General features: G+C 61.1%; 17 protein-coding genes. 1 reads left to right on the top strand and 16 read right to left on the bottom strand.

The window, feature by feature from the left end; translation table 11 throughout:
- Positions 1 to 12: 12 nt before the first annotated feature.
- The 7 genes from AAAX32_RS05835 to AAAX32_RS05865 all read right to left on the bottom strand — a co-directional run bounded on the left by AAAX32_RS05835 (position 13) and on the right by AAAX32_RS05865 (position 10,737).
- Complete coding sequence (locus tag AAAX32_RS05835; RefSeq protein WP_099431635.1) at positions 13 to 1,056, bottom strand: DHH family phosphoesterase; 1,044 nt, start codon at positions 1,054 to 1,056, stop codon at positions 13 to 15.
- A complete protein-coding gene (rbfA, locus tag AAAX32_RS05840) occupies positions 1,049 to 1,459 on the bottom strand; it encodes a 30S ribosome-binding factor RbfA (protein ID WP_196025342.1) in 411 nt (136 codons plus the stop codon). Before rbfA ends, AAAX32_RS05835 begins: the two co-directional genes overlap by 8 nt.
- A gap of 11 nt (positions 1,460 to 1,470) precedes the next feature.
- On the bottom strand, positions 1,471 to 4,185 hold the full coding sequence (gene infB, locus AAAX32_RS05845; RefSeq protein WP_349100267.1) for a translation initiation factor IF-2: 2,715 nt from the start codon (positions 4,183 to 4,185) through the stop codon (positions 1,471 to 1,473).
- Positions 4,186 to 4,276: 91 nt separating this feature from the next.
- Positions 4,277 to 5,524: a transcription termination factor NusA gene (gene nusA / locus AAAX32_RS05850; protein ID WP_006234042.1), complete on the bottom strand. Its 1,248-nt coding sequence runs from the start codon at positions 5,522 to 5,524 to the stop codon at positions 4,277 to 4,279.
- Between the two features lies 1 nt (position 5,525).
- Positions 5,526 to 6,020 carry a ribosome maturation factor RimP gene (gene rimP / locus AAAX32_RS05855; protein WP_128620602.1) on the bottom strand — a complete coding sequence of 165 codons (495 nt, stop codon included), beginning with the start codon at positions 6,018 to 6,020 and terminating at the stop codon, positions 5,526 to 5,528.
- A 258-nt stretch (positions 6,021 to 6,278) separates the two neighbouring features.
- The gene (gene leuS / locus AAAX32_RS05860; protein WP_349100268.1) at positions 6,279 to 8,855 is read right to left on the bottom strand and encodes a leucine--tRNA ligase; all 2,577 of its coding nucleotides are present in this window, start codon (positions 8,853 to 8,855) and stop codon (positions 6,279 to 6,281) included.
- A gap of 370 nt (positions 8,856 to 9,225) precedes the next feature.
- Complete coding sequence (locus tag AAAX32_RS05865; RefSeq protein WP_089571691.1) at positions 9,226 to 10,737, bottom strand: IMP dehydrogenase; 1,512 nt, start codon at positions 10,735 to 10,737, stop codon at positions 9,226 to 9,228.
- Between the two features lie 192 nt (positions 10,738 to 10,929).
- On the opposite strand from AAAX32_RS05865, the gene AAAX32_RS05870 reads away from it, so the two are divergent.
- The gene (locus AAAX32_RS05870) at positions 10,930 to 11,277 is read left to right on the top strand and encodes a LysR family transcriptional regulator (protein ID WP_349100269.1); all 348 of its coding nucleotides are present in this window, start codon (positions 10,930 to 10,932) and stop codon (positions 11,275 to 11,277) included.
- Between the two features lie 288 nt (positions 11,278 to 11,565).
- Here AAAX32_RS05870 and AAAX32_RS05875 read toward each other — a convergent pair whose 3' ends face one another.
- Genes AAAX32_RS05875 through AAAX32_RS05915 form a run of 9 tightly spaced genes read right to left on the bottom strand, consistent with a single transcriptional unit; the run spans position 11,566 to position 23,687 of the window.
- Positions 11,566 to 12,558, bottom strand: a complete 993-nt coding sequence (locus tag AAAX32_RS05875) for a PLP-dependent transferase (RefSeq protein ID WP_349100270.1) — start codon at positions 12,556 to 12,558, stop codon at positions 11,566 to 11,568.
- 33 nt (positions 12,559 to 12,591) lie between these two features.
- A complete protein-coding gene (locus tag AAAX32_RS05880; RefSeq protein WP_349100271.1) occupies positions 12,592 to 13,257 on the bottom strand; it encodes a DUF4956 domain-containing protein in 666 nt (221 codons plus the stop codon).
- Positions 13,258 to 13,260: 3 nt separating this feature from the next.
- Positions 13,261 to 14,052 (bottom strand): polyphosphate polymerase domain-containing protein, encoded by a 792-nt coding sequence (locus AAAX32_RS05885; protein WP_349100272.1) that lies wholly within the window; start codon positions 14,050 to 14,052, stop codon positions 13,261 to 13,263.
- A complete protein-coding gene (locus AAAX32_RS05890) occupies positions 14,039 to 15,808 on the bottom strand; it encodes a CotH kinase family protein (RefSeq protein ID WP_349100273.1) in 1,770 nt (589 codons plus the stop codon). The genes AAAX32_RS05885 and AAAX32_RS05890 overlap by 14 nt, the downstream gene beginning before the upstream one ends.
- Complete coding sequence (gene pelG / locus AAAX32_RS05895; RefSeq protein ID WP_349100274.1) at positions 15,798 to 17,342, bottom strand: exopolysaccharide Pel transporter PelG; 1,545 nt, start codon at positions 17,340 to 17,342, stop codon at positions 15,798 to 15,800. Before pelG ends, AAAX32_RS05890 begins: the two co-directional genes overlap by 11 nt.
- A 3-nt stretch (positions 17,343 to 17,345) precedes the next feature.
- The gene (pelF, locus tag AAAX32_RS05900; RefSeq protein WP_349100275.1) at positions 17,346 to 18,773 is read right to left on the bottom strand and encodes a GT4 family glycosyltransferase PelF; all 1,428 of its coding nucleotides are present in this window, start codon (positions 18,771 to 18,773) and stop codon (positions 17,346 to 17,348) included.
- The gene (locus tag AAAX32_RS05905) at positions 18,770 to 20,650 is read right to left on the bottom strand and encodes a DUF2194 domain-containing protein (protein ID WP_349100276.1); all 1,881 of its coding nucleotides are present in this window, start codon (positions 20,648 to 20,650) and stop codon (positions 18,770 to 18,772) included. The genes pelF and AAAX32_RS05905 overlap by 4 nt, the downstream gene beginning before the upstream one ends.
- The gene (locus tag AAAX32_RS05910) at positions 20,647 to 21,552 is read right to left on the bottom strand and encodes a hypothetical protein (RefSeq protein ID WP_349100277.1); all 906 of its coding nucleotides are present in this window, start codon (positions 21,550 to 21,552) and stop codon (positions 20,647 to 20,649) included. Before AAAX32_RS05910 ends, AAAX32_RS05905 begins: the two co-directional genes overlap by 4 nt.
- Positions 21,549 to 23,687 carry a DUF4118 domain-containing protein gene (locus AAAX32_RS05915; RefSeq protein ID WP_349100278.1) on the bottom strand — a complete coding sequence of 713 codons (2,139 nt, stop codon included), beginning with the start codon at positions 23,685 to 23,687 and terminating at the stop codon, positions 21,549 to 21,551. Before AAAX32_RS05915 ends, AAAX32_RS05910 begins: the two co-directional genes overlap by 4 nt.
- Between the last annotated feature and the right edge of the window lie 286 nt (positions 23,688 to 23,973).

Genomic DNA, 23,973 nt, shown 5'->3' on the forward strand with positions numbered 1-23,973 from the left:
CCATCCAAAAAGTTAAAGCTCGACGGTCACCGAAGCGGGATCCTCCCCTACCAGTTCGGCCAGCATGGGAAGTGCCACGGTGAGCGTCTCGAGAATCGTTCCGTTATTGGAGAAACCGGCGGCAGCGGGATGTCCGCCTCCGCCAAAGGCAGCAGCGATCTCGGACACGTTGAGGTCACCCTTGGAGCGCAGGTTGCCGCGCACCTTGGTATCGCCCTCAATGCCCTTCAGGAACAGGCAGACCTCGACGCCCATCACCGAGCGCACCACGTCAACCAGACCGTCGCACTCATCCGAGGTGACACCGCAGGCCTCAAGGTCACTCTGGTACGCGTAGCTATACGCGACGCGCCCGTGGGCCACCGTCTTGATACGGCCCATAACGATGGACTTGAGGTGCAAAAACTCAACGCGCATGCTCTGGTAAACCTCGAGCGCCACACGCGCCGGATCGGCACCGTGGGCAACCAGACGCGAGGCTGCATGGAACGCGGCTGCATCGGCATTTTGATACTGAAAACGGCCGGTATCGGTAACCAAGCCACACAGCAGGCAGGTCGCAACGCCATCACGTGCGACAATGCCGCAATTGTCCAAGAAGCGGTCGATGATCATGGCGCAGGCTGCAGCTTCGACGCGCCTCAGGCTGAGCTCGGCAAACTCCTCGCGCGCCGGATGGTGATCGAAGCACACCACATGCTTGGAGCGACGAAGCACCTCGGCGGAGTTGTTCAGGCGCTCTACGACCGGTACGTCCACCGAGATGAACAGGTCAGGATTGCCGGTGTACGCAGATGCCGGCACCAGGCGATCGGAGCCTTCCATAAAGCGGTAGATACGCGGAACCGGGTCATCGTCTGCCAACAGCAGCGCAATGTCCTTGTTGGGAAAAAACTTCATGAGCGAAAGGCCCAGACCCAACACGGAGCCCAAGGCATCGCCATCGGGAGAAGTATGTCCCGAAATCGCAATGGAGGACGCACCCTCGATAAGCTCGAGGATGCGCCGCTGAATATCTGCAGACTCGCACGAGGCGAGGTCGGCGGAATTAGTCATCTAAAGCTGCCTCCTGGGCGGCATCCGCTATCGGATAGCCGTCCTCGTCCTTTTCGATCGCAAGCGTGGCGGGAACGTTTTCCAGCGCACGCGTGATGCGCTCGGCCTCATCGGTCGAGCGATCGATGCGAAAATCGAGCTCGGGCGTAACACGCCAATCGAGCGAGCGAGCCAACAGGCTGCGAATACGGCCCTTGGCGCTAGCGAGCGCCTCCATGACCTCGTCGTAGCGGCTCGCATCGCACGACACGTACACACGCGCGAACGAACGGTCCACCGCGACCTCAACCGCGGTCAAAGTAACCAGGTTGAGACGCGGATCGGAAACCTCAAAGAGCAGGATATAACCAAGCTTCTCGCGAAGCTGCTCGCCCAGACGGCGGGTTGCCTGCGTTTGCTTCATAGCGCTACCCCCTACTCGGTACGGGCAACCTGGTCGATGCGGTAACCCTCGATCTGGTCGCCGGGCTTGATGTCCTGGAAGTTCTCCAGGCCAATGCCGCCCTCGGAACCGCTCTTGAGGCTCTTGGCCTCGTCCTTGTAGTGGCGCATCGAGGCGATCTTGCCGTTGAAGACCACGATGCCGTCGCGCACCAGACGCACGGAATCGGTCGCGGCGATCTCGCCCTCTTCGACACGGATACCGGCGGCGATACCGACTTTGGGCACCTTGAAGGTGTCCAGGACGGTCGCGGTACCCGTGGAGACCTCGACCTCGGTGGGCTTAAGCATGCCGATACGGGCAGCGTCAAGTTCCTCGAGGCACTTGTAGATAACGTCGTAGCAACGGATCTCGACGCCCTCGCGCTCGGCAGCGGAGCGGGCCTTACCGTCGGGACGGACACCAAAGCCGATGATGATGGCGTTGGAGGCGTCGGCCAGGACGACGTCGGTCTCGTTGATGGCACCAACGGCGGAGTGGATCGTGTTGATACGAACCTCGGACTGATCCATCTTGTCGAGCGAATCCTGAAGGGCCTCGATGGAACCCTGGACGTCGGCCTTGATGATCAGGTTGAGCTCCTTGACCTCGGCGTCTGCAATGGTCTCGAAGAGGTTCTCGAGCGTGACGTGCTTGACGCGGCTCTGCTCCTCGATACGGGCCTTGAGCGAACGCTCGTCGGCAAGGGCGCGAGCCTCGCGCTCGTCCTCGAACACGCGGAACTCGTCACCGGCGTTGGGCACGGACTGCAGACCCAGGATCTCGACGGCGTCGGAGGGACCGGCCTCGGTGACGGCGCGACCCTTGGGGTCGAGCATAGCACGGACGCGGCCGTAGGTAAGGCCGGCGACCAGCGTATCGCCCACGTGCAAGGTACCGCGGGTCACGAGCACGGTAGCGACCGAGCCGCGGCCCTTGTCGAGCTTGGCCTCGAGGACGTTGCCGGAGGCAAAGGTGTCCGGGTTGGCCTTGAGCTCGAGCACGTCTGCCTGGAGCAGCACGGTCTCCAGAAGGTCGTCGATACCGATCTTCTGCTTGGCCGAGATGTTGACGAACATGTTCTGTCCGCCCCACTCCTCGGGGATGACGCCGTACTCGGTGAGCTCCTGGCGCACGCGGTCGGGGTTGGCACCCGGCTTATCGATCTTGTTGACGGCGACGACGATGGGTACGCCGGCGGCCTTGGCGTGGTTGATCGACTCGACCGTCTGGGGCATGACGCCGTCGTCGGCAGCCACGATCAGAATAACGATGTCGGTCACCTTGGCACCACGGGCACGCATAGCCGTAAAGGTGGCATGACCCGGGGTATCGATGAAGGTGATCTTGCGGTCATTAATCATGACCTGCGAAGCACCGATGGCCTGCGTGATGCCGCCCGCCTCGCCGGCAGCGACGCCGGTGTGACGGATGGCGTCGAGGAGGCTCGTCTTGCCGTGGTCGACATGGCCCATGACGGTGACGACCGGTGCGCGCGGCTTAAGGTCGGCGGGATCGTCGTAGAACGAGAAGGTGTTCTCCTCCTCGGGGGTGATGATCTTGATCTGACGGCCCAGGTCGTCGGCAACGAGCTCGACGAGGTCGTCGGACATGGACTGTGTCATGGTGAGCGGCGTACCCAGCAGGAACAGGCGCTTGATGATGTCGTTGGCCGGAACGTCGAGCGCCTCAGCGAGCTCCTGGACCGTAACACCCTGGGAGACCTTGATGGCATCGAGTTCCTCGGGGTTCACGCCCTGGGCCAATGCCTCCTCTATCTTGCGCTCCTCCTGAGCCTTGGCAGCCTCGCGCTCACGCTTCTCCTTGCGCTTCTTGCGGCGACCGGTGGACTCACGAGAGGCCTCCTCGACGGCGGCACGAGCCTCCTCGAGCACCTTCTCGCGGCTGTACTCCTCGGCCTCACGAGCCATGCGGCTGTAGTGGTCCTCTTCGTTGTTGTGACCGCCCTTGCGCTTCTTGCCCTTACCCTGCTTATCGGGGTTGGGGAAGTCCATGCCGGCAGCGACGTTGTTGCTGGCGTTGGTGCGATGGCTGTGCGGACGGCTCTCGGAGGCGTTGCGCTCGGAGTTGTTGTCGGAAGCGTTGCGATCGTTACGACGGCCACCGCGGCGGTCGTTGTTGCCGCCACGACGGTTACCGCGCTCGGCGGCGCGCTCGGCCTTGGCCTTGTCCTCGGCGTCCTTCTTCTCCTTGAGCACGGTCTCCTGTGCGGCGATCTGGTCGAGCAGCGAACGGAAGCGCGAACCGGAGTCGGAAGCGGGAACGGCGCGGCGCTGGGCCTCGCGGGCAGCCTCCTCCTTCTCGCGGGCAAGGCGCTCCTGCTCGGCCTTCTTCTTGGCCTCGGCCTCGGCGCGGGCAGCCTCCTCGGCAGCCTGGGCTGCGGCAAACTGGCGGCGCTCCTCCTCGCGGGCCTTCTCGGCGGCGATGCGCTCGCGCTCGGCCTCGGCAGCGCGTGCGGCCTCCTCGGCGGCAGCTGCCTGCTCCTCGGCCTGCTTGGCGGCCTCGACTTCCTGAGCGCGGGCCTCGATCACCGAGGCGAGCTGCTTGCGGACCATGGCGACATAAGCGTCCTCCAAGGTGGAGGAAGCGGACTTAGCGGGAATCTTCATATCGGCGAGATGACCCATCAGTTCCTTGGAGGTCATGCCGAACTCTTTGGCCAGGGTGGACACACGGACTTTTGCCATATGACTTCACCTACCCTTTCTGGCACCTTGGGTGCCTAGAGACTGAACGAGCGTGGGAGACGCGCCGGGACCCGCCCGGCGCGACCGCGCGCTAGATCAGGTCCTCCGCATCATCGAAGGCGTCGGTGTCGTGGACACCGCAGAAACGGGAGCCGGGACGAGCCTGGTTGCGGCACTGGATGCCGTCCTCGGACACGTACTCGCAGCGGCGGACGTCCTCGTCCTCCTCGTCACCGATCAGGTCGGCGGCGGGCTCCTCGTGAACGGGAACGTTCTTGAGGATGTCGGCGGCAAGCGTCTCGGACTTGATGTCGATGTGCCAGCCGGTCAGGCGCGCGGCGAGGCGGGCGTTCTGGCCCTCCTTGCCGATGGCGAGGGACAGCTGGTCGTCGGGCACGATGACGCCGGCGTAGGCCTTCTCCTCGTCGATGAGGACGCGGGTGACCTTAGCGGGCGACAGGGCGTTGGCGACGTAGACGGCAGGATCGGCATCCCACAGGATGACATCGACGCGCTCGCCACGGAGCTCGCCCACGACAGCGCGAACACGGCTGCCCTTGGGGCCGACGCAGGCACCCACGGGATCCAGACGGTCGTCGAGCGAGTGGACAGCGACCTTGGAACGCTGGCCGGGCTCGCGGGCGATCGACTTGATCTGGACGGTGCCCTCATAGATCTCGGGCACCTCCTGCTCAAACAGACGGCGCATGAGCTCGGGGTGGGTACGGGAGATGACAATCGGCGGACGGCTGTGCTCGCCACGAACCGGCTGCAGGTTGGAGTTGGGGTCGCGAACGTCAATGATCACGGCCTTGATATGCTGGTTGTGCAGGTAGCGCTCGCCCATCGGACGTTCGTTGCGCTCGTTCTCGTAACGGCGCTGATCGAAGTGCGGAAGCTCGGCCTCGACGCCTTCGCGAATCTTGACGATCGTGAAGTCGGGCGTGGACTGCAGCACGGTACCGCTGATGAGGTCACCGATGCGGCCGGAGAACTCCTCGTAGATCTGCTCGCGGGCGGAGTTGCGCACGATGGCGTTGATCTCGGCCTTGGCGTGCTGGGCAGCGATGCGGCTCGTGTTCTTGGGGGTAACGTCGATCTCCTCGAACTCGGTGAAGTTGCCCTCCTCGTCCATGGAATCGTCGATCGGCTCCAGGCGGTAGACGTAGATCTTGCCGGTGGTGCGGTCGATGGTCACCTTGGCGCCCCACTCAAGATGCAGGATCTCGGCATAGCTCTTGGCGAGCGACTGCTCCAGGCGGTCGATCAGGTAGAGCTGGTCGATGTGCTTCTCCTGGCAAAGCTCCATCAAGGCGGACATCATGTCGGATGCTGCCATCTTACTTTCCTTCCTTCGCGGGCTTGAAGTCGTAGGTGGGCTTCAACTTGCACTTTTTAACATCAGAGAAATCGAGGGTGACGGACTCGCCGTCCTCGAGCTCGAGGGTCACGTTCGTCTCGGTGGCGGCGGCAATCTTGCCGGCGTACTTGCGACGGCCCTCGGTAGCGGTGGAGGTGAGCTCACAGTTCTCGCCAACAAAGCGGGCAAAGTCGCACGGGCGGCGCAGCGGGCGCGCCATGCCCGGGCTCGACACCTCAAGCGTATAGCTCGAAGAGATGGGGTCGAGCTCCTCAATCACATCGCCGACCCACTTGGTGTTGGCCGTGACGTCGTTGAGCGACAGGCTCTGACCCTCGGCACCCTCGATACGCACGCGCACGCAGGGGGCCTTGGTGGCACCCACGAGCTCGACGTCGACGATGTCGACATCGTGCTGGGGAGCGACGGCCTCGAGCGCGTCGATGATCGCCTGCTCGGTCTTGGTCTTGACCATTGCGGCACCTCCATCCATACAAAAAAGAAGCGGGGCCGAAACCCCACTTCTTTCAATTACAACTTCATTTGCAAGCAAACTATACCAATAGCTGCGGAAACGCGCAAGCACAGTACGAATCTGCAGGTCAGCGTGCGCACAGCTTCTCCACAAGAATAGGACAATTGACCGCAGACATCAGGACAGGTACATGAAAAACGAGGGACGACCCAACCGAATCGCCCCTCGTCTTTTATGCGTCAGCTTTGCGCGCAGCGCTTACTTGACCACCAGGTTGACCAGCTTGCCGGGCACGCAGATGGCCTTGACGACCGTCTTGCCCTCGAGCCACTTGGCGACGGCGGCCTCGGCGGCAGCCTGCATATCCTCATTGGAGGCATCGCGGGCAACGTCGACGCGGCCGCGGACCTTGCCGAGCACCTGGACCACGATCTGCACCGTGTCCTCAACGGACTCGGCCAGGTCGAACTCGGGCCAGGCGGCGGTGTAGGCGTTGCCCTCGCAGCCGAGTGCCTCGTGCCACAGCTCGTCGGCCCAGAACGGGCAGATGGGGGCAAGGACGCTCACGATATCCTTAGCCACGCCGTAGCACAGCGCCTTGTCGCGGGCGGTACCCTCGGTGGCGTTGAGGTACGCGCTCGCCGCGTTGACGAGCTCCATGACGGCCGAGATGGCGGTGTTGAACTGGCCGCGATCGAAGTCCTCGGTGCACTTGGCGATGGTGCGGTGACGCTCGCGATAGAGCTTCATCGCGACCTCGTCGAGCGCGGACTTGTCGAAGGCCACGTTGGCGTCGCCGGACTGGACGAGCTGCCAAACGATGCGCCAGGCGCGCTTGATGAAGCGGTTGGCGCCCTCAACGGCCTTGGGATCCCAGTCGAAGTCCTTCTCGGGCGGGGCGATAAACAGGATCGCCAAACGCATGGTGTCGGCGCCGTAGGGTTCGATGACCGAGCTCGGGGGCACGACGTTGCCCTTGGACTTGGACATGGTGTCGCCGTTCTCGTCCTTGACCATGCCCTGGCACAGCAGGTTGGTGAAGGGCTCGTCCACGCTCAGCAGGCCCAGGTCGCGCAGGGCCTTGGTAAAGAATCGGCTGTAGAGCAGGTGCAGAATGGCGTGCTCGATGCCACCGATGTAGTTATCGACGGGCATCCAACGGTCGGCAGCCTCGCGGGAGAAGGGCAGATCGGTGTTGTGCGGGTCGGTATAGCGCAGGTAATACCAGCTGGAGCAGGTGAAGGTGTCCATGGTATCGGTCTCGCGCTTGGCCGGGCGGCCGCAGACCGGGCAGGTGGTCTCGTAGAACTCCTTGCACTCGGCGAGGGTCTCGCCGGCGCCCAGGTCCAGGTTCTCGGGCAGCGTCACCGGCAGCTGGTCCTCGGGTACGGGGACGATGCCGCAGTGCTCGCAGTGGATGGCCGGGATGGGGTTGCCCCAATAGCGCTGACGGGAAATGAGCCAATCGCGCAGACGGAACTCGACCTTGCGACGACCGCAGCCCATGGCCTCGAGGTCGGCCACGATCGCAGCCTCGCCCTCGGAGTGCTTGCCGCCGCGCATGCCGGTGTACTTGCCGGACTGGACGAGCGTGCCCTCGGCAGCGTGGGCGCAATCCCAGTCGACGGTCTCGGCATGGAAGGTATCGATGGTCTCACCGTTAGCCTCGACGGCTGCGCGGTCGTCATCGTCCAGGATGATCGGCACGATCGGCAGGTCGTACTTGCGGGCGAACTCAAAGTCGCGCTGGTCGCCGCAGGGAACGGCCATGACGGCGCCGGTGCCGTAGTCGGCAACGACATAATCGGCAACCCACACGGGGACCTTCTCGCCGTTGACCGGGTTCACCACGTAGCGGCCGGTAAAGGCACCGTGCTTCTCGAGGGTGCCCTGAGCACGCTCGACGGCGGAGATATGCTTGGAGTCCTCGACGATCTTGGTCACGGCCTCCTCGTACTCCGTGCCCTCGACGAGCTCATGCAGACGAGCGTACTCGGGAGCCAGGACAAAGAAGGAGACACCGAAGAGCGTGTCGGCTCGCGTGGTGAAGACGGTGATCTTACCCTCGTCGCCCTCGATGGGCTCGCCATCCTTGTCGCACAGGGTAAAGTCGACCTCGGCGCCCTCGGAACGACCGATCCAGTTGGCCTGCATCTGCTTGACGCGCTCGGGCCAGCCGGGGAGCTTCTCCAGATCGTCGAGCAGCTCTTGGGAGTACTCGGTAATCTTGAAGTACCACTGCTCCAGGTCGCGCTTCTCGGGCTCGGTGCCGCAGCGCCAGCACTTGCCCTCGGTGACCTGCTCGTTGGCCAGAACGGTCTTGCAGGTGGGGCACCAGTTGACCGGGTTCTTCTTGCGGTAGACCAGGCCCTTTTCCCACAACTTCTCAAAGATCCACTGACCCCAACGGTAATAATCGGGGCTACAGGTCTTGACCATGCGATCCAGATCGTAGGAGAAGCCCATGCGCTTCATCGTGGCGAGCGCCTGGTCCATGTTCTTATACGTCCAGGCGGCAGCCTGCGTGTTGTGCTTGATGGCGGCATTCTCGGCCGGCAGGCCAAAGGCATCGAAGCCGATGGGGTGAAGCACGTCGTAGCCGCGCATACGGGCCTGACGGGCCATGGCATCGCCGATGGTGTAGTTGCGCGCGTGACCCATGTGCAGGTCGCCCGACGGATACGGGAACATCTCGAGCACGTACTTCTTGGGCTTGCTGGCGTCGGTGTCGACGGCAAAGAGGTTGGAGTCCTCCCACGCCTTCACCCACTTGGACTCAATGGCCTGTGCGTCGTAGGCAGGGATCTCGTCCTTATGATCTGTGCAATCGCACATATCAGCTCCTTTAATCTTAGCTGGGGTCGGTCGGCTTAGCTTTATTCGCTACTGCGGACAGTCCTGCGCAAGACGAAGAGCACATTAAGTGCTCTTCTTTGCGTGCGGAACTTGTAGCGAACAAAGCTAAGCCGCCCGACCCTAAGGTTGACTCGCATGATGATAGCAAATACGACAAGCGAGATGCCTGCGACTTGCAGGCATCTCGCTTTATCTAAATAACGTGGTTGTGAATCAACCACTAATTGTTACCCGCCCAAGCATGGTCGGGTTTTCCAAGTGCCGCAGATTGCCGTGAAAGAGGAGCGACGCGTACTTTGGTACGCGAGCGACGGTTTGAACGGCAAGGTGCGGTGCTTGGGAAAGCCGCTTAGCGGTAGCTGACGCTCTGCTGGGAATCCTTTACGACAACGTCGTGGGCGCCGCCTTCGACGATCGAGGTCGAGCTTACCAGTGTCAGGCGTGCCTTTTCCTGGAGCTCGGGGATCGAGAGGGCGCCGCAGTTGCACATCGTGGACTTGACCTTGTAGAGCGTGCCGCCCACGCCGTCCTTGAGGGAACCGGCATAGGGAACGTAGGAGTCGACGCCCTCGACGAAGCTGAGCTTCGCCGCGCCGCCCAGGTCGTAGCGCTGCCAGTTGCGGGCACGCGCAGAACCCTCGCCCCAGTACTCCTTCATGTACTGGCCGTTGACGTTGACACGCTCGGTCGGGCTCTCATCGAAGCGGGCGAAGTAGCGACCCAGCATCATAAAGTCGGCACCCATAGCAAGGGCGAGCGTCATGTGGTAGTCGTATACGATACCGCCGTCGGAGCACACGGGCACGTAAACACCGGTCTCCTCGTAGTACTCGTCACGGGCGCGGCAGACGTCGATCAGCGCGGTGGCCTGGCCACGACCGATACCCTTGGTCTCGCGAGTGATGCAGATGGAACCGCCGCCGATACCGACCTTGATGAAGTCGGCACCGCAGTCGGCCAAGAAGCGGAAGCCCTCGGCGTCGACGACGTTACCGGCACCGACCTTGACGTCCTCGCCGTAGTTGGCGCGAATCCACTCGATGGTGCGCTTCTGCCACTCGCTGAAGCCCTCGGAGGAGTCGATGCACAGAACGTCGGCACCGGCCTCGATGAGCAGCGGCACGCGCTCGGCATAGTCGCGGGTGTTGATACCGGCGCCGACCATGTAGCGCTTGTCGTTATCGAGAAGCTCGTTGGGGTTGGTCTTATGGCTGTCGTAGTCCTTGCGGAAGACGATGCCCATAAGATGATCGTTGTCGTCGACGATAGGCAGAGCGTTGAGCTTGTTGTCCCAGATGACGTCGTTGGCAACCTTGAGGCTGATGTTCTTGTCGCCCACGATGAGCTGCTCGCGCGGGGTCATGAACTCGGAGACCTTCTTCTGGTGGTCATCGCGGCTGGGGCGATAGTCACGGCTGGTGACGATACCCAGGAGCTTGCCCTTGGGAGTGCCGTCGTCGGTGACCGGCATGGTGGAGTGACCGGTCTTCTCCTTGAGCTCGATGACCTGCTCCATGGTCATGTCGGGGGTCAGCGTGGAATCGGACTGAACAAAGCCGGCCTTGTGATCCTTGACGGCCTTGACCATAGCGGCCTCGGACTCGGGGGTCTGGGAACCGTAAATGAAGGACAGGCCACCCTCGGTAGCGAGCGCGACACCCATGTCGACGCCCGAGACGGACTGCATGATGGCGGAAACCATGGGGATGTTCAGGGTGATTGCCGGCTTCTCACCGCGCTTGAAGCGGGTTAGCGGCGTCTTAAGAGAGACGTTGTTGGGGATGCACTGCGAGGACGAGTAGCCAGGGACCAGCAGATACTCCGAAAACGTGTGGGACTCACCGGGAAAGAACGTAGCCATGTTTCTCCTTTTTCCATGCGACCGGTCGGCTGCAGGCCTCGTAGGACCCAGCCCAACCTTGGGCGCCCAATACTGGGGAAGTATCTTAACGCACTTTGACTGCTACAATGCATGATTTAAGAAGAGCACACGAGGGTTTGACGCAGGCTTTGCGTTTGCCCAGCAAACACTTTAGCGGGGAGACGTGGGCGTATGAAGTACAAGACGACGGCAAAGTTGGTCATTCAAGCGTGCGACAAAGACCTGCCGGGCGTGTTCGGTCACGGCTGTGTCTTGCTGCTGCAGGGTATTGCCCGCGAGCACTCACTCAACCGCGCTGCCAAAAGCATGGGCATGGCGTATTCCAAGGCCTGGCGCATCGTGAACGAGGCCGAAGGCCAGCTGGGCTGCAAGCTCATCGAGCGCGACGGCGCCCGCGGATCCACGCTTACCCCCGCCGGCGAGCGAGCCATAGCGGTCTACGAGGAGCTGCAGACCGACATCAACAACGTCATCGTCACCAAAGCCGACGCCCTCATCGCCAGCATCAACGCAAAGTAGTCTATTTGGTCTGATTATTGATCCGCCGCACGAACTAATTAAGACGCGCGCCATAAAATGGGCCTATCTACTACGTTTAGTTGAACACCCTCGACCACCCCAGATTTCTTGAAAACAAAACCGCTGGTAGACAGCTTGCCAGTTTTCAAAAAAGGCAGGTATGGTCGACCCCTAAGGGTTAAACGTAGTAGATAGGCCGTTTTCGTGGCACAGTCCCCCACGGCCCAGTCCCAAAGTAGCTAAAAAGCCCGTCCCAAAAAGACTACCCCGAGACAAGCCCCAAAATAGCTAGTTGCGGAGGGCGTTGTCTAGGGCGCCGGCTACGGTTAGGGGGTCGTCGGTGCCGGCGAAGAGGCGGATGGCGCTCCCCTGCTTACCGCGCGGGGCCGAAAGGCGTGTCGTTGCGCCGCCGGCGGGCAACGTGCGGAACTCACCCGGCAATGTGTCGAACAGCTCACCCGCACTTCGCTCGATAAGGTCAAACTCAACTGCCGGGCCAAAGCCGTGCTCGAGGATTCCCGTTGCAACCGCATGGTCGGGATGCGAGCTCAGCCCGGGATAGCGCACGTTGCGCACCATCTCGTTGGCAGCCAGATACTCGGCCAGCGCACGGGCGCGGTCGAAATGCGCCTGCATGCGGGTATCGAGCGAGTCCAGCCCGCGCTCCAGCATACCGGCCTCGTCAGCAGGCAAATCAAGCTTGGCCAAGCCACAGCCCTCAAGCAGGGCATGCGTGCACTCGGCAGCGGCATCCACACGATGGCGTTTAAGCTGCGAGCGCGCCACCGAAGCGGCAACGAGCTTGCGCGGAGCCTTACCGGCGCACACGCGATCGAGCGCCTCGAGCGACAGCACCGCACCAAAGCGCAACGGATCGCACCCAAAGACGCATGCCACGGTGTTGTCCACAACCAGCAGCGCATGAGCCTCACGTGCGGCGAGTCCTAACGCACGCAGATCGGGCACGCGCAGTCCAAACCCGCCAATAGAGTTGACGAACCACCACAGGTGCGGCCCCTCGGCATCAAACGAAGCATCAAAGCCCTCGGACGTAGCAGCAAACGCCGCAGCCGCGGGCTCCCCCACCAGCGCAACATCGCGGCCATCAAAGCCGCAGGCAAACGCATCGGCAAAGTCGTCCGCAAAGGCCACCAAGCGATCGCCGGGCTGCACAATCCCCAGCATCGACAGCGCCGCCGGCACATGCGAGGCCACAACAAGACACGTTTCACGTGCGCCGGCCCTTACGGCCCAGGTCTCTTCAAGCTGCTGCACGTCCACGCGACACCGCCCCTTAAATAAAACTGAACCAAACTAGCCGTGATATTCACCGTTGTACTGGATGAGCGTTAGATCTTCCACGCCATCGAGCGCGCGGATGGCATCGGCATAGGGCATATCCACACCGTCCGAGAACACCTCGACGGCCATCTCCACCTTGTCGTCGCGCATCGTCTTGGACTTGACGGAAAACTTGGTGCGCCCAAATGCACGCACGATATCATCGCCGGTGGTCTGCCCCGTGTAGTGGATGACCATCATGTACACGCGCGCCTTGTCCTGGTGGCTCGCAAAGCCGGCGATCATCACCACGATCACCACGGCCGTGAGCCCCACGAGCGCATACATGCCGGCGCCGGCCGTAATGCCCGTCGTAATGGCCCAAAACAGATACAGCAGGTCGAGCGGGTCCTTGACCGCCGTACGGTAACGAACGATGGACAGAGCACCGACCATACCGAGCGAGATGACCACGTTTGTCGAGATCGCGAGCGTGACCATGCAGGTGAGCACGCACATGCCTACAAGCGTCACGGCAAAACTGCGCGAATAGACCACGCCAGTAAAATAGCGCTTGTACACGTAGTAGATCAGGATGCCCATGGCGAGCGCCACGAGCAGCGACAGGCCAATCTTGGCGGGGTCGACCTGACCAAACGCCTCCAAGACGGAGTTCTTAAAAAAGTCCCTAGTGCTCATGGTCTAAATATCCCCTCGGTTCCCAAAATCCGATTCCCAGTAGTTAAAACCGCGCAGGTAGGCGGTCTTGTCATAACACAGGCAGTACTTAGAGACCGCCGTGAGTTCGGCCGCACCTGGCGGCACCATATCGCGCACCAGCTGCGGGCAAAACTCGGTAAACTTGACCTCCATCACCAGCTTGCCGGGCTCCAGCACGGGCAACGCGGGCAACGTCGCGTCAAAGATGTCAAAGCTTCCCACCGCCGCACGCACGTTGCTATCAAAGGTAATGCGCACGGTACCTTCGTCCATCACCCACGGCTCGCGCTCGTAGTCCACGATGGTCCGCGGGCGCATCATATTGCAGATGCACTCGATGTAGAATTCGCGACAGAGCGGATAGGGGCTCCTCAGCAAAAAGTCGTAGTCACCGGCCAGAATCTGCTCAAACTCGCCACGCGTGAGCGGCGCGTCCTCCTTGTAGATCCAGCTGCCGTACTTCTTTTTGCGCTCGAGCTTAATCACCTTGTCGCCGCCGTTATAGATGCGCACGCGATACTTTTTGCGCATGAGAATGCCGGCGTCTTTTTCCTCGTAGGCCGAGTTGCAATAGTCGTCAAAGTATAGGCTGCGAATGGTATAGCCGCCCGCCCGCGCATGCTTGTCCAGTTTAAAAACCGGCGCCATGCGGCAGGCAAGCGCGGCGTGCTCGCCCTCGTTAATAAGATATTTGAGCTCATGGCGGTAACGCTCCTGCGTGGCACGCACAGGCGGAGCCGCCAAGCGCTCAAGCAGCGCGCTAGCCCTCCTCATACGTGTCCTCCACGACCTTACCGCCATCCTGCACGTAAAAACACTTCATGCCGTAGTGCTTGCCGTCATCGGTCACATAGTAGTCAAACGCATCTTGCGTATAGCCGTCGGAGTTGGTGGCGCGCACGCGCACAAAATACTGGCCGGCATCGGGCGCATCACAGGTCACCTCGGGAAGTAGCACGTCCTCGGCCTTAAAAAGCACGTCGCTTATGGCATAGTCGCGCGCCAGCTCCACGGTATAGCGAATGTCACGCGCCTTAAAGTCGTAGGACGCATCCCAGTTAATGCGCAGCTTACCGTTATCGATCTGCGGCACGCCAATGTAGAACGGCATGGGCTTTTTATAGCTCTCGCGAAAGCTCTTGTAGTTCTCCTCGATCTCGGAGGGAATCGCCGCGGCGATCTGCTCGTATTGGTCCTTTGTCACGGGCAGGTTATCGATATCGGGGGCGGCAAAGACGAGCGACTCGGTCACCTCGCGATAGTGCTTGATCATCTTTGTCAGGCGCGCCTCGGTCAAATACGAGCGCAGGTCCTTGACGGCGCGGTCGAGCTCACTACGAAACGCCTTACTGCGCAACGCGCGATTGAATAGCACGTTGCCCCAGTAGTTGCTTACGCCGCGCTCCCAGCTCGCATAGTCCGAGAACCCGGCAAGAGAAAGCTCCAGCTTGCGCAGCATGCCGTCGTTATCCCAATCCAGGATGTACCAGACCTTGGAGTTGAGCGGGCTATACAGATAGCAGTTACGGTTCTGCGTATCGCAGTTGCCCGTCAGAATCTGAAACGCCAGCCAATAGACCAGGTTCTCGGTATCAAAGTAGGTGTCGAGCACGTCATCGATCTTTTGCGATTCGTCGTTGAGGGCGTCGAGCATCTCGATGAGCTTGGTGTGGTCCGAATCGCCCTTAATCTCGAGCATGCCCTCAAAGCTTGCCTGGTTGTAGTCGGGATCGTCGGCAAGTTTAATGGTGTCCTCGTAGCGATGGAAATCAAAGCTGTTCACCTTATACAGGTGCCCGCTCTTATCCAGGCCATGTGCCTTAAGCGCCGTCTTGTTGAGCTGCTCCACCTGCGTAAACAGGCCGTAGTCCTCAAAGGTATCGTTGGACTTTTCGGTCTGGTCGCACACCCACAGATGCACAAACTGCGTGCGCAGGCCCATCATCTGGGGAATCCCGCGGATAAGGTCGTAGGCCATCTTGTTGCGAAAACGCATACCCTCGCCCATGTGCTTGTTGAGCGCAATCGCGCGCTGTTGGCGCCAGGTGCCCTTGCCTTTTTTGAGCTCCACCTTGTAATTCTTTTGCGTGTAGGAGCTCGACGTCTGGCCGCGCACCTGCACGGTGGCATTGGGCGCTTCCTCGCCATAGCCAACCTCGCCGGCCACCGGGCCGTCTTCGTCGCCCGCCTGCAGCAGGCCCATAACCTGATAGCGCGTCACGCCCATGTCGGCATAGTCATACACAGAGTACGTGTTGATCTCGGCCCAGCTATGGTCCGTGTTCTCGGAGCTGTTGCCGCGAGAGACCGTCAGATACATGGTCACAATGCCCGAGTCATCATAGACCTCGTACAGCTCGTCCTTATCGCGCAGATGCTTGGACTGGTCGGAGGCCTCGGCCTTTTTAATCTTGCCCTGCTTTTTTACCTTATTTGTCGAGGATTCGTCCTGAGATGAGCAGCCCGAAAGCAGCAGCGCGCCGGCAGCCGCCTCGATCAGACAGCGGCGAGACATCAACTTATCGATCATCAGAACCTCCCCAATGGTTGCGATACACGCGAACTACTGCGCGCTGAAACGCGCCGTGCGGCACGCCCTTGCGGCGGCACTCCTCATAGCGCTGCTCGGCACAGTCGAGCAAGCGGCCCAGCTGTGTAAAGCGACCCGTTTTGTCGGTCGCCACAATGGGCTGCTGGCTCAGGATACGATACGGCAAGTTGGCGGTATAGGTATCGAGTCGCAGCAGGGCCACGATAAAAAACACCACCGCACCCAACAAAAAGCCAAAGCCGTAAAACTGCTGCGGCAAAAGCAACGACACGGCGGTCGCCAGCCCTGCCACACCGGCAAACAGGCCCGAGGCCAGAACGGCTCCCTTGTAGTCGGTAAAGTACAGCAAGATAAGCAGGATCGTGTTGCCCACGGCATACAGGCCGTAGCCCACGCATAGCGTGCGAAAATACCCGTGCATAAGATTGTTAAAGCCCGGCGGCAGGGCCGAGAGCACTGTGGTCTCGAGCGAGATGACCGCCGCGGTCACAAACAGCTGCTTGAGCGCGCAAAAGCGCAGTTCGCTGTTGAGCGTGGAGAGCATCTCCTCCTCGGCCACCACAATATCGCCCACCACGCCGCCGTCGTTAAACAGGCTGTAGTAGTCACGGTAGCGCGGATAGAAATTGACCTCGACCGACACCACAAAGTTGACGGTCGTGACGAGTGTGGTCAAAAACGCAATGAGTGCGGGCACGTCATGGTAAGGAGCCCCGTAAAACAGGCCTTTGATCTGCACGCCAATAGGACCCGCCCAGATAATAACCAGGTGTGCGAAAAGCCCCAAGTTGGTAAACAGCCCCGTAAGCGCAAGCGGCATAAATTGGTCGAGCCAGCGCAAAAAACGCCAGGGACTCCGGTCACTCCGTGGAAAATACCGGTACAGCAGTACCACATCCCAGGCGAGCATGACGCCGTAGCCTAGGGCGATTGACGCCAACAGGCCCTCGACCGGCGGCAGCCCAAGTGCCAGCGCGGCCAGGGCGCACAGACATGCCACACCAATGGCAGCCGCAAAGCTGCACAGGATACCGCGGTAATCTTTGATGGCCGTGAGGTAGCTCATGCCATTCCAGTTGACAATCATAATGTTGAACAGCCACAGGCACAGCAGCCCCTGCAGCAGCGTGGCGCCCGAGAACAGCAAAAAGACGCCGTAGAGCACCGTGCCCGCAACGAGCATGATGGCATTAGATCCCCAAAACGAAGGCAGGATCTCATCCTCGCACTCGGCAAAGAGCATGTCGGCCAAAAAGCGCGTGACCGGCATGGAGAAAAAGCTTGTGAGCGTGAGCGATGCCAGCAGCGTATAGGTCACCATGCACACCAGCAGATCCTGGTTGGCGCGCCCCACACCCCACAGACCGCACAGCACCAAGATACCCACCTGGAGCAGCACGCCCAGCAGCATGGGGCCCGTGCACACAATGCCGGCGTAGCCATAGGCGCGCATCGTGGCAAACAGACCCTTGCGCCTAAACAGGCGTTTGAGCTCAAAACCGATTCCGGCCACCGGCTACTCCCCCTCTCTGGGCAGGTCAAACGCACGCGCCGTCTCGTCGTACAGCGCGCGATAGTTGGTGAGCATCTGCTCGTGCAAAAAGTACGTGGCGACGCGACGCTGGCCGCGCTCTCCCATCTCAATGCGGCGGGCGCGGCTTGTGCACATGCGCTCCATGGCATCGGCCAAGCCCTTGCGATACATGGGCGGCGTCACAAAACCTGCCACGCCAAAGTCATCGCCCGGAGCGCCTTCGAGCAGCTCGCGACAGCAGCCTACCTCGGTCGTCACGCAGGGACGGCGCGCGGCAAGCGACTCCAGCACGCTGAGCGGCTGGCCCTCGGAGATGCTCGTCAAAATGGTGAAGTCGAGCTTCTCCATGTACTCGACCACGTTGACGCGGCCGGTAAAGATCAAGTCACGCACGCCCAATGTCTCCACCAGCGCATGACACTCGCCGCTGTACTCCTCATCGTCCACGCCGCCCATAATATGCAGGCGCACCTTGGGCAGGCGCTCGTGCAGTTCAAAGAAGGCATAGATCATGGTCTTAACGTCCTTGATGGGCGCCAGACGCACCACCGCGCCAATGTCCACCCAGCCGTCATCGGGCTTTAAGGGAATGTCCTTAAAGCGGTCGAACTGAATGCCGTTGGGGATAACCAGGCATTTGTCCGCATCGCAGCCCATATCGATCTGCGTCTTACGGGCGTTGTGGAACAGACTTGTCACGCGGAAGGCGCGGCGGTAGATTTCCTCCGAAAGCAGGTAGAAAAAGCGAATCCAGCGGTCCTTAAACGACGGCACGACCCAGTCGGCGCGAATGATCTCTTCCTCGCGCTCGCGGGTATAAATGCCGTGCTCGGTCAGCAGCACCGGAGCCTGGTGAACGCTTGAGCCCAGGCAGGCGAGCAGGCCGCCGTAGCCGGTCGAGATGGCGTGATACACATCGGCCACCGGCACCTCGCTGCCCAGCAGGTAGAGCACGGGCAGCAACATGGAGCGCATGGTGTGGAATGCGTCGGCAAAAGGCGTGTAGGGGTACTCGGCCAGGCACACGTCGCGAAAGATATCCATAAACGTGCGGCTCTGCAAAAACGAGAGCGGATGCACGCGACGGCGCTGGAAGATATCGAACAACACGTCCCAGTCCGGATTGGAGAGCGACACCAGGCGGCGTAGCGCCTCGCGCTCGCGGTCGTCAAAACTGGCTTCATGTTGCTCGCCCGAAAGCCGCAGGGCATCGTCCAAGAACACCTCGTGCACCTCGACCACGTTGCCGGGCAGCTCGTAGACAAACTTGCCGCGGTCGGCAGCATGCGCGCCGATCACCCACAGCACAAACTCGTGCTCGGGCATGGCCTGGATATAGCCATGCATCCAGGTAGATACGCCGCCGTGCACATAGGGGTAACAACCCTCGAGTACCAAACAGATTCTCATTTGTCGCCACCCTCCTTGCGTGCAATGGTCACCGTCTTGTCCGTGGCTTTAACCAGGTACAGATCGCCCGTCAGATGCTTAATCTCGCCACCCGTGACTGCACCCGGCTCGCCGTTGTTGGCGCGGAACATGAGCCACGCCTCGTCGTGGAAATTGCCCAGGCTGATCGTCCAGGCATCCGCGCCTGTGTCCACGCCCACCGTCACGGACGAAAAACGCTGGATGGCGCCCGAGCATTCCGAACCGGTCTGGCGCCGCAGGTCGGGCGCAGACTTGGTTAGCCAGTCCAGGTAGTCGGTCAGGCCGCCCTTGTAGACCTCCCAGCCCTCCTTAGCGCCGCGATCGGGATCCAGCAGATCGTCCGGATGCATAAAGTGCGTGCTCACGTAGTGCATGTTGAGCTCGGACACGGCGGCTAGGCGCATATAGGAATCGTCGACCATGCCGCCCGAGACAATACGCGGCTGCTCCACAATGCCATCGCTCGCCACGCCAAATTCCTGCACGTAGGGCAGGTCGGTTCCGTCCTCAAAGTACGTACTGGCAATGGTCTTAATGCGCGGCACGTCGGTGCCGATAAGCTTGCGCGCACGGGCCGAAAGGATATTCGACGGTGGCACATAGACCGAGCCGTGCGCGTTGGGCAGCACCTCGTCCTGGAAGGCTATAAGCTCGTTGAGCGATGCGACGAGCGTCTCCTTGTTCTTCCACGTCTTGTAGTCGTACAGCGTGCCATAGTCGGTGTCCCAGAGCGCCAGCGGCTGATGGTTGTAGCCGTGAAAGCCCAGCTCTCCGCCCATCTGCAGCAGCATGCCGCCAAAGTAGCGGAACTGCGTGGTATCGGCCTGGCGCGCGGGCTCGGTCTGGTTGACCGTGTCCTCGTAGTTTTCGATCATCACGCCGGTATAGCGAATGCCGTATTTTTGCGCGAGCTTTTGCAGATCGGGCCACCAGACCTTGGTATAAAAGTCGGCAATGGAAAGCCCGTAGTCGCGCTTGATGTAGGTGCCGTCGCCCGAGGGCACGGGGCTGGGAAAGTCATCCAGATAGAAGACAGCGCTGTTGATGACCGGATAGGCCGTGGCATCGCCCAGCAGGCTGATCGCCGCGGCGTAAAAGCCGCGCATGACCTTGTCATAGATACCGATATTGCACACCACGGTGCGACCGCTACCGCAGTCATTCGACCAAATGAGCGGGGCGCCCGCATCGCCGGTCTTAGCCCACACACGAGCCGTCTCGCACAGCGAAACCGAAAGCGACGAATCAAAGGGGTCCGAGAGCTCGTAGCGCTCTCCCCCGCCCAGCATAAAGTCTTCACTCGGCACAATGCTTTCGGCTTTTACATAGTCATATCCGGCAGATTCAATGCCAAGCTTGGGAGCAATCACTTGCAGATAGCCCGAGTTATCCGGCGGCATGGCGAGCATAAGCGAACCGCCGGCACTCACCCAACTCATAATGTCGCTCAGGTGCGTACCGAGCCCATCGAGCGACGGCATGAGCAAAATCACGCGATCGTAGGAGGTCAGCGAGGGAATGGCATCCGCGCCGTCCAGGGCAAGGTCCACGTCGCGGTGCGCGATCTTCATGTCGAGCAGAATCTGGTCGAACTGCTCCTTTACATCCTCGACGCCAGCTTGATCGGAATCGGTAATGACCAGGCACGTGGGCTTTTGGCCAAATATTGCCGAGGAAGCCGGCAGCGCATCGTTGGCGGCAAGCATCCCCAGCTTATGCTGGCCCGCACTGTACTGTACGCCGGCGCGCTCCACCAGCAGCACGGCCGCCATGGCAATAAAGACCGCCCACACCACAAGCAGCCCCATCCAGCGAAAATGGCCCGCACGGTCGCGGATATGCTGTACCACGCTCATCGGGCCTCCTCTCCGTTGCGCCAAAACGCCAGTTCCTCGCGGTTGGCGGCGCTCAAGTATACATGCTGTTTGTCAATCGCATCGATCACGCGGTGGACCTCGTCACCGTCGCGGCGCATCACCGCCAGGCGCAGGCAAAGCATCCAAACCTCCTGCCCCTCGGGCACGTCGAGCACCAGCTGGTCGGTCACGGCCTGCGCCTCGTCGATCTGTCCGGCATCGGCCAGCGCCGTCGCGTATCGAATGCGAAGCTCAAGGGTGTCCTCGCGCTCGCAGCGACGCGCAAGCAGGCGCGCGTACTGTTGGCGCTGAATCTGAGCCACGCGCCCCTCGGCCAAGCCCGAGCCCAAGTATTCACCAAGAAAATCGCAGTATTCGTTGAGGTTTTGCGCGCTCGGGTCCGTCTTAAAGGCACGCTCCAGCTGCTGCAGTTTAAGGTCGGACTCCTTGGAGATCTGCGCCACCGCCGTCGCGGCATAGTGAGCCACCTCAACGTCGTCGTTAAGCTTAGCCGCCTGCAGCTGCGCCAGGTACGCGTCGGGCTCCTCGGTGAGCATGGAGAGCATTAGGCGGCGCCGTTCTGCCGGGTCATTGACGATGAGCGCCTCCTCGAGCGGCACTACGCCTGCATCGGCATCACGTTCGTGCACTAGGATGCTGCGATGCAGGTCGTCGTTGAAGCGCAGCGACTCCAGCGCAGACTCTTTCAGCCCCTCGCCAAACACCGCGCCGCGGACCGATAGCAGAACCACCAGCAACGGGCCCCACAGCGGCACCAGCACTATCACAGCCAGCATATGCCCGCGCACCGGCAGCAGGCCCAACTTCATGAGCGTCCACAGCATCAGACAAACCAGAGCATGAATCAGCAACAAGACGGCGGCAACGACAAGCGAGATCAAGCGGCACCCCCCTCACCGTCACCGGTGCAAGCGATGTGCTGCAGTAACGCCACGATGTCCTCGCCGTCGACGGGCTCCACCGCAATCTGCTTTGCGCTCAGGCGCTCGCGGATAATGGGCAGATCGCACGCCTTTGCCTGGCGCATAAGCAGGTAGAGCACGTCGCCATCGACCAAGCCCGCCGCGTCGCTCTCGCGGATTGCCGACCCAATTGCGCCCACCAGCTCGCCGACAGGCTCCATGCCCGGTACCACGCGCAGGAGCAAAAAACTCCCCATCTTGCCATCTGCCAGCGCCTGCTCCGCCGCGAGCTCTTGGCCAAAGGCAGCCTGCTTGAGCACGCAAGTACCTTCAACGCAGCGCTTATCCTGCGCAACCGCCTCATAGTCAAAGGCACGGCCCAGCGCGCTTTCGACCAGGCCGCACAAGATGCGGAACAGGTTTTGGTAATAGAGCGTCATTTGGTTTTCGGCCGCACGACGCACAAAGATCAACACGGCGGGTGCCCCATCGCGCTCGATCGTGTATCCAAACATGGGAAGCCCCGGCGTCAGCTCGCGGTTCACCCACAGGTTCGAACGATCCCTGTCGCCCAGAAGAGGTGCAAGCTGCTCAAGCGTGAGCGAGCGTGCGGCATCTTCGGCAATCGCGGGACTTGCTGCCACCAGGCGTGCAAATGCCCCGCCCGAAACATGGTAGATCGCCACCGAATCGTTCTCGAGGATCTCGCCCAGAAGCTCGCAGCACTTGCGATAGATGTCGCGTGGGTTGAACACGTCGAGCTCCTGCGTCACGGCAAAGATCTTGCCAAAGCTGTCGTGGCGACCCACGATCTGGCGCCTGTACGCGCGCTTGTCCTCGATCGCGTCGTGGTAGAGCTGCGTAAGGAACGTATTGCGGTTGCGCACGAGCTCGTTTTGATCGCGCTCCGCCCTAATGGCTTCGCTGTTGCGCAGCTGCACATAGCCGCACACGGCACCCACAACAAAGTACGCAATAAACGGCAGCCAGTTGGACGGCTCGTAGAAAAGGCCCTGGAAGGTATAGCCGTACTGAGTAAAGTAGCTCGCGGCCAAACCCACCGACGCCAGCAGCGCCGCAACCAGGCCAAAGTCCAAGCCATACAGCGTGCCGATCAGCACCACGTAGAGCAGGCGATAATCGAGCACGTTGAGCTGGGCCGATTGGGAGAACAAGCGCTCCAGCATCTCGAACAGAACCCAGGCAACGCCCGTCTCCAGGCATTTTATAGGCAGCGTGTGCATTTGGATGCGGTCGATGGCCGCGCGCAAGGGGTTGACCTTCTTTGCGCGACCAGCATCCCAGCGAGCCTGAATGGTCGAGAGGTCACGTAGCAAGTCGTAGCGCTGAAACCAGCCATAGCGCACGCGAGCGACGTCGCTGGCGGGCAGGGCGTAGCCGGCAGATTCGCCATAGGCAACTGAGAGCCCTGGGAACAGCGCCTGAAGGGCCTCGCCCACCTCACCCACCGTGTGATGGAAGGTATCGGCTACGTCGAGCGTCTCAAAGTTACCATTCCAGCTGTCGAAGATACAGCGTACCAGCACCGAAAGCTCCTCGGCACACAGCAGGGGAAACGCCGCATCCTGCGCGCCCTGCAGAGCGGCCGATCCGGTTGAGCATGCGTCGAACATCGGCACCAAAAACGGGTCCTCCAGCGCGGCAGACGCGGTATACAGGAACGGCACGCGCAGGATCTTGGTCTGAACGCCCTCGCGAGCAGCGTAGTAGCGGCACAGGTCGTTGGCTGCGTGCGCGATAATGCCCTTGCCCGTTCGCCCCACGGCATCGGCGGCACCCTCGGCACCCGCGGGCCCCGCTACATACAGTAGTTGGACCCGGCGACCCGCGCACGTACGAAAGACCGAGCGCAGCAGCTCGATATCGCCCACGGAATCGGTATGCGGTGTAAGGTAATTAGACAGGTAAACCACGCGGTCGAACTCGTAGGCCTGATCCAGGTGCTGGAGGAGCTCTTTCCACGAAGCATGGGGCGACGACTCATCGCGGCGCGCTTCCTGCGCGGCTACAACCTTAACGTGGTCCCCGGGGAATGCCTTGGCGCAAAAGTCATCGTCAACATATGCGGTGTTGCCAACAACCAGCACCTCCATGGCGTACTCCTCCCCTAAAATCCACTTCTGTCATAGTCAAACATGCGTATTTTACGCTGTCAACGCGAGTTGGAACGCCTTTAAGGCTGTTTTAAGAACTTTTTTAGAGGATGTGGGGACATCGAGAGTGCTAAATGAGCGACCAATTCGGAAGTGGGGTGAAAAACCGAGACCTGTCGACCAGACCCTAGTTTTGGGCACCCGCGACCTGCGGTTTTGTTGCCTGAAATCGGGCTATGCTCGGCGAGTTTCGATTTTTCTCCGCACTTCTCCTACGCACCGGATT

This window comes from Collinsella sp. CLA-ER-H3 (assembly GCF_040092425.1).
Classification (GTDB): domain Bacteria; phylum Actinomycetota; class Coriobacteriia; order Coriobacteriales; family Coriobacteriaceae; genus Collinsella.